12 protein-coding genes are annotated in these 14,465 nt (G+C 61.4%); 10 read left to right on the forward strand and 2 right to left on the reverse strand.

Annotation, left to right across the window (positions count from 1 at the left end; translation table 11 throughout):
• The first annotated feature begins 289 nt into the window (after positions 1–289).
• The 3 genes from thiI to QYE47_RS19140 all read left to right on the forward strand — a co-directional run bounded on the left by thiI (position 290) and on the right by QYE47_RS19140 (position 5,300).
• Entirely contained in the window at positions 290–1,744 is a 1,455-nt protein-coding gene (gene thiI, locus QYE47_RS19130) for a tRNA uracil 4-sulfurtransferase ThiI (RefSeq protein ID WP_014592690.1), read from the forward strand.
• A gap of 128 nt (positions 1,745–1,872) precedes the next feature.
• On the forward strand, positions 1,873–3,693 hold the full coding sequence (gene typA / locus QYE47_RS19135) for a translational GTPase TypA (RefSeq protein ID WP_003249222.1): 1,821 nt from the start codon (positions 1,873–1,875) through the stop codon (positions 3,691–3,693).
• A gap of 185 nt (positions 3,694–3,878) precedes the next feature.
• Positions 3,879–5,300 (forward strand): PhoPQ-activated pathogenicity-related family protein, encoded by a 1,422-nt coding sequence (locus QYE47_RS19140; protein WP_014592689.1) that lies wholly within the window; start codon positions 3,879–3,881, stop codon positions 5,298–5,300.
• A 98-nt stretch (positions 5,301–5,398) separates the two neighbouring features.
• Here the strand turns inward: QYE47_RS19140 and QYE47_RS19145 are convergent, their stop codons facing one another.
• A complete protein-coding gene (locus tag QYE47_RS19145; protein WP_003249225.1) occupies positions 5,399–5,803 on the reverse strand; it encodes a YkgJ family cysteine cluster protein in 405 nt (134 codons plus the stop codon).
• A 184-nt stretch (positions 5,804–5,987) separates the two neighbouring features.
• Here QYE47_RS19145 and QYE47_RS19150 point away from each other — a divergent pair, with 184 nt between their 5' ends.
• The 5 genes from QYE47_RS19150 to QYE47_RS19170 all read left to right on the forward strand — a co-directional run bounded on the left by QYE47_RS19150 (position 5,988) and on the right by QYE47_RS19170 (position 11,337).
• On the forward strand, positions 5,988–8,438 hold the full coding sequence (locus QYE47_RS19150; RefSeq protein ID WP_019438724.1) for a glycogen/starch/alpha-glucan phosphorylase: 2,451 nt from the start codon (positions 5,988–5,990) through the stop codon (positions 8,436–8,438).
• A 237-nt stretch (positions 8,439–8,675) separates the two neighbouring features.
• A complete protein-coding gene (locus QYE47_RS19155; protein ID WP_010955595.1) occupies positions 8,676–9,686 on the forward strand; it encodes a class 1 fructose-bisphosphatase in 1,011 nt (336 codons plus the stop codon).
• Positions 9,687–9,689: 3 nt separating this feature from the next.
• Positions 9,690–10,286 (forward strand): DUF924 family protein, encoded by a 597-nt coding sequence (locus tag QYE47_RS19160; protein ID WP_014592686.1) that lies wholly within the window; start codon positions 9,690–9,692, stop codon positions 10,284–10,286.
• Between the two features lie 227 nt (positions 10,287–10,513).
• Positions 10,514–10,768 (forward strand): outer membrane protein assembly factor BamE, encoded by a 255-nt coding sequence (gene bamE, locus QYE47_RS19165; RefSeq protein WP_003249234.1) that lies wholly within the window; start codon positions 10,514–10,516, stop codon positions 10,766–10,768.
• Positions 10,765–11,337 carry a lipocalin family protein gene (locus QYE47_RS19170; RefSeq protein ID WP_004576931.1) on the forward strand — a complete coding sequence of 191 codons (573 nt, stop codon included), beginning with the start codon at positions 10,765–10,767 and terminating at the stop codon, positions 11,335–11,337. Before bamE ends, QYE47_RS19170 begins: the two co-directional genes overlap by 4 nt.
• Before the next feature lie 156 nt (positions 11,338–11,493).
• Here QYE47_RS19170 and QYE47_RS19175 read toward each other — a convergent pair whose 3' ends face one another.
• The gene (locus tag QYE47_RS19175) at positions 11,494–12,858 is read right to left on the reverse strand and encodes a formimidoylglutamate deiminase (RefSeq protein ID WP_070384434.1); all 1,365 of its coding nucleotides are present in this window, start codon (positions 12,856–12,858) and stop codon (positions 11,494–11,496) included.
• A 144-nt stretch (positions 12,859–13,002) separates the two neighbouring features.
• On the opposite strand from QYE47_RS19175, the gene hutC reads away from it, so the two are divergent.
• Both hutC and QYE47_RS19185 read left to right on the forward strand, forming a co-directional pair.
• A complete protein-coding gene (gene hutC / locus QYE47_RS19180; RefSeq protein WP_172830964.1) occupies positions 13,003–13,713 on the forward strand; it encodes a histidine utilization repressor in 711 nt (236 codons plus the stop codon).
• On the forward strand, positions 13,710–14,282 hold the full coding sequence (locus QYE47_RS19185; protein WP_014592683.1) for a HutD family protein: 573 nt from the start codon (positions 13,710–13,712) through the stop codon (positions 14,280–14,282). Before hutC ends, QYE47_RS19185 begins: the two co-directional genes overlap by 4 nt.
• The last annotated feature ends 183 nt before the right edge of the window (positions 14,283–14,465 follow it).

Consider the following 14,465-nt stretch of genomic DNA (forward strand, 5'->3'; position numbering starts at 1 on the left):
GTAAAAGTGCACCCTTACGATGCGTTTTTTGATCGTTTCGCACCAATAGGGTGCGTTGCATAAGTGATGTGCCAGCTTCTTGGGCCTCTTCGCGGGTAAACCCGCTCCTACGGGCTTTGCACCGCCTGTAGGCGCGGGTTTACCCACGAAAGGGCCGGAACAGGCACTGCAAAACCTGGCCTCTGCATTTATCTCAAAGCTTCTGATCAAAAGTTGGTCAAATCCTGAGCAATTTCCGATATAATTCGCGCCCCTCATTTTCGGCAGGCCCTGCGCGCGCTGTTAACCAATGAAACTTATCGTCAAAGTCTTCCCAGAAATCACCATCAAAAGCCGGCCGGTGCGCAAGCGCTTCATCCGCCAGCTTGGCAAGAACATCCGCAACGTGCTCAAGGATCTCGACCCTGAGCTCGCGGTCGATGGTGTCTGGGACAATCTCGAGGTGGTCACCCGCGTCGAAGACGAAAAAGTCCAGCGCGAGATGATCGAACGCCTCACCTGCACCCCGGGTATCACCCACTTCCTGCAGGTAGAGGAATACCCGCTGGGTGACTTCGACGACATCGTCGCCAAGTGCAAGCACCACTTCGGCCACCTGCTGGCCGGCAAGCACTTCGCCGTGCGCTGCAAGCGCGGTGGCCACCATGACTTCACCTCGATGGACGTCGACCGTTACGTCGGCAGCCAGCTGCGCCAGCAGTGTGGCGCCGCCGGGATCGAGCTGAAAAAGCCTGAAGTGCTGGTGCGCATCGAAATCCGCGACCAGCGCCTGTACGTGATCCACAACCAGCACAATGGCATCGGCGGTTATCCGCTGGGTGCCCTGGAGCAGACCCTGGTGCTGATGTCGGGTGGTTTCGACTCCACCGTTGCGGCGTACCAGATGATGCGCCGCGGCCTGATGACCCACTTCTGCTTCTTCAACCTCGGCGGCCGTGCCCACGAGCTGGGCGTGATGGAAGTGGCCCACTACCTGTGGAAAAAGTACGGCAGCAGCCAGCGCGTCCTGTTCATCAGCGTGCCGTTCGAAGAAGTGGTTGGCGAGATCCTCAACAAGGTCGACAACAGCTACATGGGCGTGACCCTCAAGCGCATGATGCTGCGCGGCGCCGCCCATATGGCCGACCGCCTGCAGATCGACGCGCTGGTGACCGGCGAAGCGATTTCCCAGGTGTCCAGCCAGACCCTGCCGAACCTGTCGATCATCGACTCGGCCACCGACAAGCTGGTGCTGCGCCCGCTGCTGGCCAGCCACAAGCAGGACATCATCGACCAGGCCACCGAAATCGGCACCGCGGACTTTGCCAAACACATGCCGGAGTACTGCGGCGTGATCTCGGTAAACCCGACCACCCATGCCAAGCGTCACCGCATGGAGCACGAAGAAAAGCAGTTCGACATGGCCGTGCTGGAGCGCGCTCTTGAGCGCGCCAAGTTCATTTCCATCGACCATGTGATCGATGAGCTGGGCAAGGACATCGAAATCGAGGAAGTGGCCGAGGCGCTGCCAGGCCAGATCGTCATCGACATTCGCCACCCCGATGCCCAGGAAGACGAACCTCTGGTGCTGGAAGGTATCGAAGTCCAGACCATGCCGTTCTACGCCATCAACAGCAAGTTCAAGCACCTGGACCCCACGCGCCAGTACTTGCTGTATTGCGACAAGGGTGTGATGAGCCGTTTGCACGCACACCATCTGCTCAGTGAGGGACATGCCAATGTGCGTGTTTATCGTCCGACATAAGACGCCGGGGCTGTATGGCGGCAGTATTCGCCATCGCCCTCCCGACCGCCGGGCCCGCTGAGCCTTAAACGGTACATATTGGCCGCCTACACTGGGCGGCAACCGAATCCTCTGATCGAGATACACTTGTGATCGAAAATCTGCGTAACATCGCCATCATCGCCCACGTTGACCATGGTAAAACCACTCTGGTCGACAAACTCCTGCGTCAGTCCGGCACTCTGGAGCGTAACGAGCTCAACGACGAGCGCGTCATGGACTCCAACGACCAGGAAAAAGAGCGCGGTATTACCATTCTGGCGAAAAACACCGCCATCAACTGGAACGGCTACCACATCAACATCGTCGACACCCCCGGCCACGCCGACTTCGGTGGCGAGGTTGAGCGTGTAATGTCGATGGTCGACTCCGTGCTGCTGCTGGTCGACGCCCAGGACGGCCCGATGCCGCAAACCCGCTTCGTGACCAAGAAGGCTTTCGAAGCTGGCCTGAAGCCAATCGTCGTGATCAACAAGGTTGACCGCCCGGGCGCGCGTCCTGACTGGGTTCTGGACCAGATCTTCGACCTGTTCGACAACCTCGGTGCCACCGACGAACAGCTGGACTTCAAAGTGGTCTACGCCTCGGCCCTGAACGGCATTGCCGGCCTGGACCACACTGCCATGGCAGAAGACATGACCCCGCTGTACCAGTCGATCATCGACAACGTACCCGCACCGTCTGTTGACCGCGACGGCCCGTTCCAGATGCAGATCTCCGCACTGGACTACAACAGCTTCCTCGGCGTTATCGGTGTTGGCCGCATCGCCCGTGGCCGCGTCAAGCCGAACACCCCGGTTGTCGCCATCGACACCAACGGCAAGAAGCGCAACGGCCGTATCCTGAAGCTGATGGGTCACCACGGTCTGCACCGCGTTGACGTCGAAGAAGCCCAGGCTGGCGATATCGTCTGCATCAGCGGTTTCGATGAGCTGTTCATCTCCGACACCCTGTGCGCCCCGGATGCGGTAGAAGCGATGAAGCCGCTGACCGTTGACGAGCCGACCGTTTCGATGACCTTCCAGGTCAACGACTCGCCGTTCTGCGGTAAAGAAGGCAAGTTCGTGACCAGCCGTAACATCAAGGACCGTCTGGACAAGGAGCTGCTGTACAACGTTGCCCTGCGCGTTCAGGAGACCGACTCCCCTGACAAGTTCAAGGTTTCGGGCCGTGGTGAGCTGCACCTGTCGGTGCTGATCGAAACCATGCGTCGTGAAGGCTTCGAAATGGCCGTGGGCCGTCCTGAAGTGATCATCCGCGAAGTCGACGGCGTGAAGCAGGAGCCGTTCGAGAACGTCACCATCGACATCCCTGAAGAATCCCAGGGCAAGGTCATGGAAGAGATGGGTCTGCGTAAAGGCGACCTGACCAACATGGTTCCGGATGGCAAGGGCCGCGTTCGTCTGGAGTACAACATTCCAGCCCGTGGCCTGATCGGTTTCCGTAACCAGTTCCTGACCCTGACCAACGGTGCAGGCATCCTGACCTCGATCTTCGATCGCTACGACACCATGAAGTCGGGCCAGATGTCCGGCCGCCTCAACGGCGTACTGGTTTCGGTCGAGACCGGCAAGGCACTGACCTACTCGCTGGAAACCCTGCAGGCTCGCGGCAAGCTGTTCGTTGAACACGGCCAGGAGATCTACAACGGTCAGATCATCGGCCTGAACAGCCGTGACAACGACCTGGGCGTGAACCCGACCAAAGGCAAGAAGCTCGACAACATGCGTGCTTCGGGCAAAGACGAAGTCATCGCCCTGGTACCGCCAGTTCGCCACACCCTCGAGCAGGCCCTGGAATTCATCCAGGACGACGAGCTGTGCGAAGTGACTCCTAAGTCGATCCGTCTGCGCAAGAAGATCCTGGACGAAGGCGAGCGTACCCGCGCAGCCAAGAAAGCCAAGAACTGAGTTAGCTCAGGCTGAATGAAAACGCCCCCGGTCGAAAGGCCGGGGGCGTTTTTGTTTGCCTTGTGGAAAGCTCCAGTAGGAAGCGACTGTGTTTTGCAGGTGCTTGTTCGACGGCAAACCGAGGAGCCTTGTGACAATCAGAAGCCGTGCTTAGGTTGGCTGGCTCTTGCTTTGGAGCTTGGAACATGAATTGTCGTTACCTGTTGTTTATTCCGTGTCTCGCCGTCAGTTTTCAGGCCAGTGCCCAGCAGGCGTGTAGCGCGTTGCGACCGCAGGAAATAGCCCGCTGTCATGTCGAGAAGGTGAGACAGGCACCCTTGCAGTACCAGTTGGAGCAGAAGACACCCGCACAGGGCTATACGCTGTATAAATACCGGATGACCTCACAGACCTGGTCGCCTGAGCCCGTTGTTGAGCCCCGCCTGTGGGAGCACCGCGTCGAACTGTTCGTGCCAGACGTGGCATTGGCGGAGAAAGCGTTGGTAGTAGTCAATAACGGTGTGAGGTTTGGTGAGGAACAACAAATCCCTGACTACTCGTCCGAGGCGTTGAGTGCCATTGCCGTGCAGACACAGACTGTTGTGGCGTCGATCAGCGATGTGCCCAACCAGTATGTGACCTTCCGTGATGCACAAGCGCCGATGCGCGAGGATGATGCCGTGGCCCACACCTGGGCGCATTGGCTGCGTAACGAAGCGGCTGCCCCGGAGCTGCCGCTGCATGTGCCAATGGCCGCTGTCGCCAGCAGGGGCATGGACCTCATGGCTGACGCGTTGCCCGAGCTACGCCTCGAACAGTTCATCATCACCGGTGCCTCGAAACGCGGTTGGAGTGCATGGCTGACGGCCATGGCCGATGATCGGGTAGTTGCCATCGTGCCCAGCGTCATCGATGTTGCCGACACTTCCAGCATGCTGGAGGGCTTGCGCAAGCGGTACGGTGGTTCATGGCCATTGGCGCTTTGGCCCTATCAGGCTGCGGAGGTATTGCAGCAGTTGGGCAGCCCGGCCTTCGCTCGGTTGATGGCACTGATGGACCCGATGCAGTACCTGGATGAGCCGGGTGCTCGCCTGAAGATACCGAAATACCTGGTGTCCGCCAGCGGGGATGATTTCTTCGCCCCTGATCACGCCACGGACTACCTGCAGCGCCTGCCTGGCCAGACCAGCCTCAGGGTGCTGCCGAACTCGGACCATGGGGGCGTGCGTGCGCATGTTGTCACTACTCTCGTGCCGATGGTTCAGCGTATCCAGGCCAGCCTGCCGATGCCTCGCGTGCAAGTGGCTCCGGGCGAAGGAGCTGCGCATGTGCTGGTACGGCTTTCGGAAATGCCTGTAGCAGTGAAGGTATGGACTGCGGCTAACCCCTTGGATCGGGACTTCCGCCATGCCTGTGGGGTACGCTACACATCGCAGACGATCATCCCCAGTGAGGCGTTCAGCCTTGACTGGGCGCCGCCGGCGCAAGGCTGGCAGGCGCGGTTCGTAGAGGCGCGGTTTGCTGATGGTTTCGTTGTCACCAGCCCGGTCAGCGTTTTGCCGCAGACTTATCCTGAGCATCCACCAGCGGATCAGGGTGGTGCTTGCCGGAGCTTCCCCGCTGGTTGAAATGGGAGCGGTGGGTTCAGTGCTTCATGCCCAACTCGGCATCGCCACAGAATCGAGCGCCGCCCGCGCGGCGCTCGATTTATGCCCCGGCGCAAGACTCAACGCCCAACCACCTTGGGCTTGTAGGCGCAATACCCCGGCCGTGGCCCGACCTTGGGGTGGTTGCGGCAGGTATCCGGGCGCTTGTCATAAATGGTGCATAGCCGGCTTTTACGATCCAGGTACATGCAGTCGTCGTTGCTCATCCGGGTCAGGGTGAAGATCCCGGACTTCTGGTTGAAGCGCTCGATGATGCCTTCTTTTTGCAGGCGCTTGGCCACGTTCTTGGGGGGTTCGTCTTTTTCGAACTCGTCGACCACGCCGATACGGATCAGATCCTTGATCTTCACCTCCACCGGCAGGGTGCAGCAGGTCGAATGGCAGCCATGGCACATGTTGCTGGTATAGCGCTGCCAGGTCTCCAGGCGGTCGACTTCGGCCGCGGCGATCAGGGTCGTTTTCATCTTTATAGGGTGGATCACGGTCTTGGGGCGCGCGATGATACCGGAATTGTTCAATTTATGAACAACCTTTTGCCGGAATCGCAGAGTGGGCATGAAAACTGCGAACCGTAACTGTCGCTCTCTGTCGAAGGGTCTAGTCTGAACACTCTCCCTCCGCTTTCGTCAACTTGCCCGAGGATGCCGCATGTCCCAGGAACCCAAAGCACGTGACGCCGAAGTCGCGGATTTTCGCGCTGCTGTACTGAACAAGCTGACCTACGCGGTCGGCAAGGACCCCGAGCACGCCTTCGACCATGACTGGTTCGAAGCCATTGCTCTGGCCGCGCGCGATCACATGGTCGACCACTGGATGGATCACACCCGGCAGGCCTATCGGCGCAGCCAGAAGCGTGTCTACTACCTTTCCCTGGAGTTTCTCATCGGCCGCTTGCTGTACGACAGCCTGAGCAACCTGGGCCTGCTGGACGTCGCCCGCGATGCGCTGGAAGGGCTGAATGTGGACCTCGAACGCATTCGCCTGCTCGAGCCGGACGCCGCGCTGGGCAATGGTGGCCTTGGCCGTCTGGCTGCGTGCTTCATGGAGAGCATGTCTACCCTGGGTATCGCTGCCCATGGTTACGGCATCCGCTACGAGCACGGGCTGTTCCGTCAGGCCGTGGTCGATGGCTGGCAGCAGGAACAGACCGAAAACTGGCTGGATTTCGGCAACCCCTGGGAGTTCGAGCGCGCCGAGGTGATCTACCCGATCAGCTTTGGCGGCAGTGTCGAAACGGTGCACGATGCAAGCGGTAGCCAGCGCCAGGTATGGTGGCCGGGCGAGACGGTGCGAGCGGTGGCCTACGACACGCCGGTAGTCGGCTGGCGTGGATCCAGCGTCAACACCCTGCGCCTGTGGCGTGCGCGGGCGCTGGAAGAGCTGCACCTGGAGCGCTTCAACGCCGGTGACCACTTGGGGGCTGTGGCTGAAGTGGCGCGTGCCGAGAGCATTTCGCGTGTGCTTTACCCCGCCGACAGTACCGAGGCCGGTCAGGAACTGCGCCTTCGCCAGGAGTACTTCTTCGTCTCGGCTTCGCTGCAGGACTTGCTGCGGCGCCACCTGAACATGCACAAGGACCTGCTCAACCTGCCTGATGCAGCGGCCATCCAGCTAAACGACACCCACCCTTCGATTGCGGTGGCGGAGCTGATGCGGTTGCTGGTGGATCAGCACGAAGTGCCTTGGGAAAAGGCCTGGGAGCTGACCGTCGGCACGCTCGCCTACACCAACCATACCCTGTTGCCAGAAGCCCTGGAAACCTGGCCGGTAGCGCTGATGGAGCGCATGCTGCCGCGGCACATGCAGATCATCTACCTGATCAATGCCTACCATATCGATGCGTTGCGGGCCAAAGGCCTGCACGATTTCGACGTGCTGCGCGCGGTTTCGCTGATCGAGGAAGACAACGGCCGACGGGTGCGCATGGGCAATCTGGCGTTTCTCGGCTCGCACAGCGTCAACGGTGTGTCGGCGCTGCACAGCAAGTTGATGAAGAGCACGGTGTTCTCCGAGCTGCACAAGCTTTACCCGCAACGGATCAACAACAAGACCAACGGCATTACCTTCCGCCGCTGGTTGTACCAGTCCAACCCTCAGCTGACCGAGATGCTGGTCGAGGCGCTTGGGCCGGAACTCAAGGACGACCCGCAGACGCTTCTGGCGGGCCTGGTGCCGTTCGCCGACAAACCCGGTTTCCGCAAGCAGTTCGCTGCCCAGCGGCTGCACAGCAAGCGTGCCCTGGCCAGCATCATTCAGGATCGCATCGGCGTCACGGTCAACCCCGAGGCGTTATTCGACGTTCAGGTCAAACGCATTCACGAATACAAGCGCCAGTTGCTCAACCTGCTGCACACCGTTGCACTGTACCAGGCCATACGCAACGACCCCGGCACCAACTGGGTGCCGCGAGTGAAGATCTTCGCTGGCAAGGCTGCGGCCAGTTACCACCAGGCCAAACTGATCATCAAGCTGGCCAACGACATCGCCCGGGTGGTGAACAACGACCCGACAGTGCGCGGCCTGCTGAAGGTGGTGTTCCTGCCCAACTACAACGTCAGCCTGGCCGAGAGCATCATCCCGGCGGCAGACCTTTCCGAGCAGATATCCACCGCGGGTTACGAAGCTTCCGGTACCAGCAACATGAAGTTCGGCCTCAATGGTGCGCTGACCATTGGCACCCTGGATGGCGCCAACGTGGAGATGTGCGAACAGGTGGGGGCCGACAACATGTTCATCTTTGGCCTGACCGCGCAGCAGGTTGAAGCGCGCAAGCGTGCTGGTGATTTTGGCGCCAGTGCTGCCATAGCCGCTTCCAACCGCCTGACCGATGTGTTGCAGGCCATTCGCAGTGGTGTGTTCTCGCCAGACGACCCTTCCCGGTACACCGGGTTGATCGACGGCCTGGTGGCCTACGATCGCTTCCTGGTGTGTGCCGATTTCGATGCCTACTGGGATGCTCAGCGCCGGGTCGAGGATCTGTGGCACACACCGCAGGAGTGGTGGCGCAAGGCGGTGCTCAATACCGCGCGGATGGGCTGGTTCTCGTCGGATCGGACCATTCGCGAGTATGCGACCGAGATCTGGAAGGCGCTGGATTGAGGCAGGCCTGTGCTGGCTTGATCGCGGGTAAACCCACTCCTGCAGGGCCCTCATAAGCCTGTAGGCGCGGGCGCGCCCGCGAATCGCCCCACAACCAGACCACCGGCCTGGCGAAGGCTGAACTACCGACCTATTGTGCCGTCTGAGAGCCGTGGCGAGTCTCATCACTCGCTAGCCCGTCACTCTCCCTGTAAACTGCGTGGGTTTTTCATCCCCCCAATCCGTTCGGAGCCATACATGTCCCGCGTTACCCTGAGTCGCTATCTGATTGAGCAGACCCGCAGCAACAATACCCCTGCCGATCTGCGCTTCCTGATCGAAGTGGTAGCGCGTGCGTGCAAGGAAATCAGCCATCACGTGTCCAAAGGCGCCCTCGGTGGTGTGCTGGGCAGCATGGGCACTGAAAACGTGCAGGGCGAGGTCCAGAAGAAACTGGACGTGATTTCCAACGATATCCTGCTGGAAGCCAACGAGTGGGGCGGTCACCTGGCTGGCATGGCTTCCGAAGAAATGGACAACGCGTACCAGATCCCGGGCAGGTACCCGAAAGGCGCCTACCTGCTGGTCTTCGACCCGCTGGACGGTTCGTCGAACATCGACGTCAACGTGTCGGTCGGTACCATCTTCTCGGTTCTGCGTTGCCCTAACCAGTACCTGAGCCAGAACGAAAGCCTCAACGAAGAAGCGTTCCTGCAGCCAGGTACCGAGCAGGTTGCTGCCGGTTATGCCATCTACGGCCCGCAGACCATGCTGATCCTGACCCTGGGCAACGGCGTCAAGGGCTTCACCCTGGATCGCGAACTGGGCAGCTTCGTGCTGACCCACGAAAACATCCGCGTACCGGAGACCACCGCCGAGTTCGCCATCAACATGTCCAACCAGCGCCACTGGGAAGCCCCGGTACAGCGCTATGTGGGCGAACTGCTGGCAGGCGAGACCGGCCCGCTGAAGAAGAACTACAACATGCGCTGGATCGCCTCGATGGTGGCCGACGTGCACCGCATCCTGACCCGTGGCGGCCTGTTCATGTACCCACGTGACGCCCGCGAACCAAGCAAGCCGGGCAAGTTGCGCCTGATGTACGAAGCCAACCCGATGTCGTTCATCATCGAACAGGCCGGTGGCGCTTCCACCAACGGTTACGATCGCATCCTCGACATCAAGCCAGAAAGCCTGCACCAGCGCGTGTCGGTGATTCTCGGCTCGAAGGAAGAGGTCGAGCGCGTTACCGCTTACCACAAGGAGTAAATCATGCTCGCACCTTGGCAGCCGTTGCTGGAATGGTGGTTCGGTTGGGGCACCAGTGCCCAGGCCGTGGCTGACGAGAAGAGCACGCTGTGGTTCGGCAAGCATTACGATGCCGACGCCCATGCGCTTTTTGGCGACTTGGTCGAGCACGCCCTGGCGGGTGGGCTCGAAGAGTGGCAGCAAAGCCCGCAGGGCTGGCTGGGCCTGCTGATTTTGCTCGACCAGCTGCCACGCATGATCTACCGCGACACGCCGCGTGCCTTCGAGGGCGACCGGCGTGCTCAGGTGGTGGCCATGCAGGGCCTGCAGAAGGGCTGGGATTACCAGCTGCTGCCGATCCAGCGCGTGTTCGTGCTGCTGGTACTGGAGCATGCCGAAGTGCTGGACTGGCAGAACCTGTGCGTGGAGCGTTATCGAATGCTGCTGGACGAACAGCCCGAGGCCAACCGCCGGCTGTTCGAAGGCTTCCTCGACTATGCCGAACAGCACCAGCGCGTAATTGCCCGCTTCGGGCGCTTCCCGCACCGCAACCTGGTGCTGGAGCGGCCGAGCACCAGCGAAGAGATGGACTTTTTGCTGGAGCCTGGGTCCCGGTTCTAAGGCCCAAGGGGCCTGCTGCGCAGGCATCGCGACGCAAGGCCGCTCCAATTAGGGGCGGCCTTTTTTATTGGGCGCATGATTAATGCTTTGTGATTAATCGCACAATAGTGGCCATCCGACCAATGGTGTAGGGGCATAGGGGGTGGGGCAGGGAACCTGGGAGGGATTTTCACGTCGAAGGTCACTGCAGGCCACTCGCCTGTATCATCTTTCAGGAGTGTCCCTTCATGTCGTTGCGTTCCCTCGCCCTGTTGTCGCTGTGCGTCGTGCTGACTGCCTGCAGCAAGATCAATCAGGAAAACTATTCCAAGATCAAGGCCGGTATGAACAAGGCCGAGGTCGAGCAGTTGCTCGGCACGCCGACCGAGTGTTCTGGCGCGTTGGGCATGAGCAGCTGCACCTGGGGGGACGAGAAGAGCTTCATCAGCGTGCAGTACGCAGCTGACAAAGTGCTGATGTATTCCGGGCAGGGCCTCAAATGAGGCGTGCGTACCTGCTGATGGGGGTATGCCTGGCGTTGCTGCTGGGCGGTTGTGCAGGTTCCGTGCACGACCCGCTGGCGCCGAAAACCGCCGGCCATGTCGACCTCAAGCGCTACCAGGGCAAATGGTACGAGCTGGCGCGCCTGCCCATGCGCTTCCAGGAAGGCTGCGAGCAGTCCGAGGCCCATTACAACCTCAGGCCTGATGGCAGTTATGGCGTGCTCAACCGCTGCCGCACCATGGGTGATGAATGGCTTCGCGCGGAAGGGCATGCGAATATCCAGGAGCCGGGGCACACCGACAAGCTGTGGGTCGAGTTCGATAACTGGTTCACCAGGCTGGTGCCTGGCGTGGCGCGGGGTGAGTACTGGATTCTTTATGTGGACGACCACTACCGCACGGCAATCGTCGGCAGCCCGGACCGCAAGTACCTTTGGATTCTGTCGCGCACGCCGACACTGCCGGCTTGGGAGCGCGAGAACCTGCTGTCCAGGGCGCGGCAGCAGGGGTATGACACCAGCCGCTTGATCTGGCGGGCGTCCGATCAGCAAATTGTAAAAATGCACTGAGTTTTTTGGGGTTGCGTGGCAACCCTTCGCGGGCAAGCCCGCTCCCACAGGTTCTGCGCTGAACCCTGGGCTGCCCCCAAGACGTTTTGTGGGGCAGTCCACCACCCTGTGGGAGCGGGCTTGCCCGCGAAGGGCTGCAACGCAGCCCCGGTACGCTCAGCCCAAAAGCTGGCGCAACACCTTGGCAAACGCCCGCCCGCTTTCTTCTTCTTGGGCATGCCGCCCCTGGCGCACTACCCACTGCCCATTCACCATCACATCGCGCACCTGGCGATCGCCGCCGGCAAACAGCCAGCGGTTGAGAATGGCATCACCCTCCGCCATGGCGATGTAGGGGTCCTGCCCATCGAGCACCAGCCAGTCGGCACGCTTGCCCACTGCCAACTCGCCGACCGCCTGACCCAGCGCCTGCGCGCCGCCGGCCAGCGCCGCGTCATACAGCGTGCGCCCGACCATCGGCTGGTCGCCGCGATACAGGCGGTTGCGTCGCTGGTCCCGCAGGCGCTGGCCGTATTCCAGCCAGCGCAGCTCCTCCACCACGCTTAGCGACACATGGCTGTCCGAACCAATGCCCATGCGCCCGCCCTGTGCCAGGAAATCCACTGCCGGGAAGATCCCATCGCCCAGGTTGGCTTCGGTGGTCAGGCATAACCCGGCCACCGCGCCGCTGCGGGCCATGGCAGTCACTTCGTCCGGTTCGGCATGGGTAGCGTGTACCAGGCACCAGCGGCGGTCCACGTCCACATGCTCGTACAGCCACTGCAGCGGGCGCAGGCCGCTCCAGGCCAGGCAATCGTCGACTTCCTTCTGCTGTTCGGCGATGTGGATATGCACTGGGCACTGCCTGTCGCTGGCCGCCAGCACTTCGGCGATCTGCCCAGGCGTCACCGCCCGCAGCGAGTGGAAGCACAGGCCCAGTTGCTGCGCCGGTTGCGCGGCCAGCAACGGGGCGAGCTGGGCTTGCAGCTGCAGGTACTGCCCGGTGGAGTTGATGAAGCGCCGCTGCCCGTCGTTCGGCGCCTGGCCGCCAAAGCCTGCATGGCTGTACAGCACCGGCAGCAAGGTCAGGCCAATGCCGCTATCGGCTGCGGCCGCGCTGATGCGTCGCGACAGCTCGGCCGGGTCGGCGTAGGGTTTGCCGGCCTGGTCGTGGTGCACGTAGTGGAACTCTGCCACCGAGGTATAACCGGCCTTGAGCATCTCGATGTACAGCTGGCGGGCGATGACCTGAAGCTGCTCTGGATTGATCTGCCCGACCAGGCGGTACATCAGGTCTCGCCAGGTCCAGAAACTGTCGTTGGGGTTGCCGGCAACTTCCGCCAGGCCTGCCATGGCGCGCTGGAAAGCATGCGAGTGCAGGTTGGGCATGCCGGGCAGCAGCGGGCCGGCCAGGCGCTCGGCGTCGTCGGCCGAAGCGCCAGGCTCGATGCTGGCCACACGGCCATCGCTGGCGACCTCGATACGCACATGGCTGGCCCAGCCCGTAGGTAGCAGGGCGCGTTCGGCGAAGTAGGCTGACATCGGTGGAATCCTGTTATTGTTAACTTGTATATACATATACAGGCGTTTGCCTGCCGGGTAAACTGCGGCAAGCTACCGCTCATTTCATTTGCACAAGGATCCATCGCCGTGCCGACACCTCCTGTCTCCGTGCTGGTTGCCCAGATGGGCGAGGGCCCGGCGCCGCTCTACGCCCGGGTCAAACAGATGATCATCCAGCAGATCGACAACGGCAGCTGGCCACCGCATCATCGGGTACCCTCCGAGAGCGAGCTGGTCAACGAGCTGGGTTTCAGCCGCATGACCATCAACCGCGCCCTGCGTGAACTCACCGCCGAAGGCCTGTTGGTGCGCATGCAAGGGGTCGGCACCTTCGTGGCCGAGCCCAAGGGCCGTTCGGCGCTGTTCGAGGTCAACAACATTGCCGACGAAATTGCCGCGCGTGGCCACCAGCATAGCTGCCAGGTGATCACGCTTGCCGAAGAAGCGGCCGGCTCCGAACGGGCGCTGGCCCTGGACATGCGTGAAGGTCAGCGAGTGTTCCATTCGCTGATCGTGCATTTCGAGAACGGCGTGCCGGTGCAGATCGAAGACCGTTACGTCAACGCGGCCATTGCGCCCGATTACCTCAAGCAGGACTTCACCCGGCAGACGCCTTACGCCTACCTGTCCCAGGTGGCGCCGCTGACGGAGGGCGAGCACGTGGTCGAGGCAATCCTGGCTGAGCCGGAAGAATGCACCCTGTTGCAGATCGACCGGGGCGAGCCTTGCCTGCTGATTCGTCGTCGCACCTGGTCCGGCCGCCAGCCGGTGACCGCTGCACGGCTGATCCACCCCGGTTCCCGTCATCGCCTGGAAGGACGTTTCAGCAAATGAGTCAGCTGCAGTTGTTGCGTGCGCACGATTACCCGCGCATGCCTTGGAAGAACGGTGGCGGTTTCACCGAAGAGATTACCCGCGACAGTGGCGAGGGTCTGGACGGTTTTGGTTGGCGTCTGTCGATTGCCGACATCGAAGAGTCGGGCGGCTTTTCCGCCTTCGCCGGCTACCAGCGGATCATCACCGTGCTGCAGGGCGACGGCATGCGCCTGCTGGTCGACGGCCTGGCCAGCCGGCCATTGCTGGCGTTCGATGCGTTTGCCTTCAGCGGCGAGAGCCAGGTCAGCTGCAAGTTGCTGGGCGGGGCGATCCGCGATTTCAACCTGATCTATGCACCGCAGCGATATCGGGCGCGCTTGCAGTGGCTGGATGGCACCAGCCGGGTGTACAGCTCGGCGTCGACGGTGTTGTTGTTTGCTGCCAGCAGCCTGGTCGAAGTCACTATTTCCGGGCGCGAGACGCAGCGGTTGGGGTTGTTCGACTGCTTGCGGCTGGAAGGCAATGATGAATTGCTGGGGCTGGTTGTGCAGGGGCGATGCTGCCTGATCGAACTTGATGGGCGCTGAAGGTTCGGCTGTAGATTTTTGGCGCCTGTGAGATCGAGCGCCGCCAGGTGTCCGCCTCGACACATTCTGCGCCTGTGAGATCGAGCGCCGCCCGCGCGGCGCTTCGCGGGTAAACCCGCTCCTACGTTTGTTTCAGGCCAATTATGCCTGTGGGATTTGCGCGCGAACGCCTTGGTGCATGCC

Origin of the sequence: Pseudomonas sp. 2,4-D (assembly GCF_030418155.1) — a bacterium.
Taxonomy (GTDB): domain Bacteria; phylum Pseudomonadota; class Gammaproteobacteria; order Pseudomonadales; family Pseudomonadaceae; genus Aquipseudomonas; species Aquipseudomonas alloputida.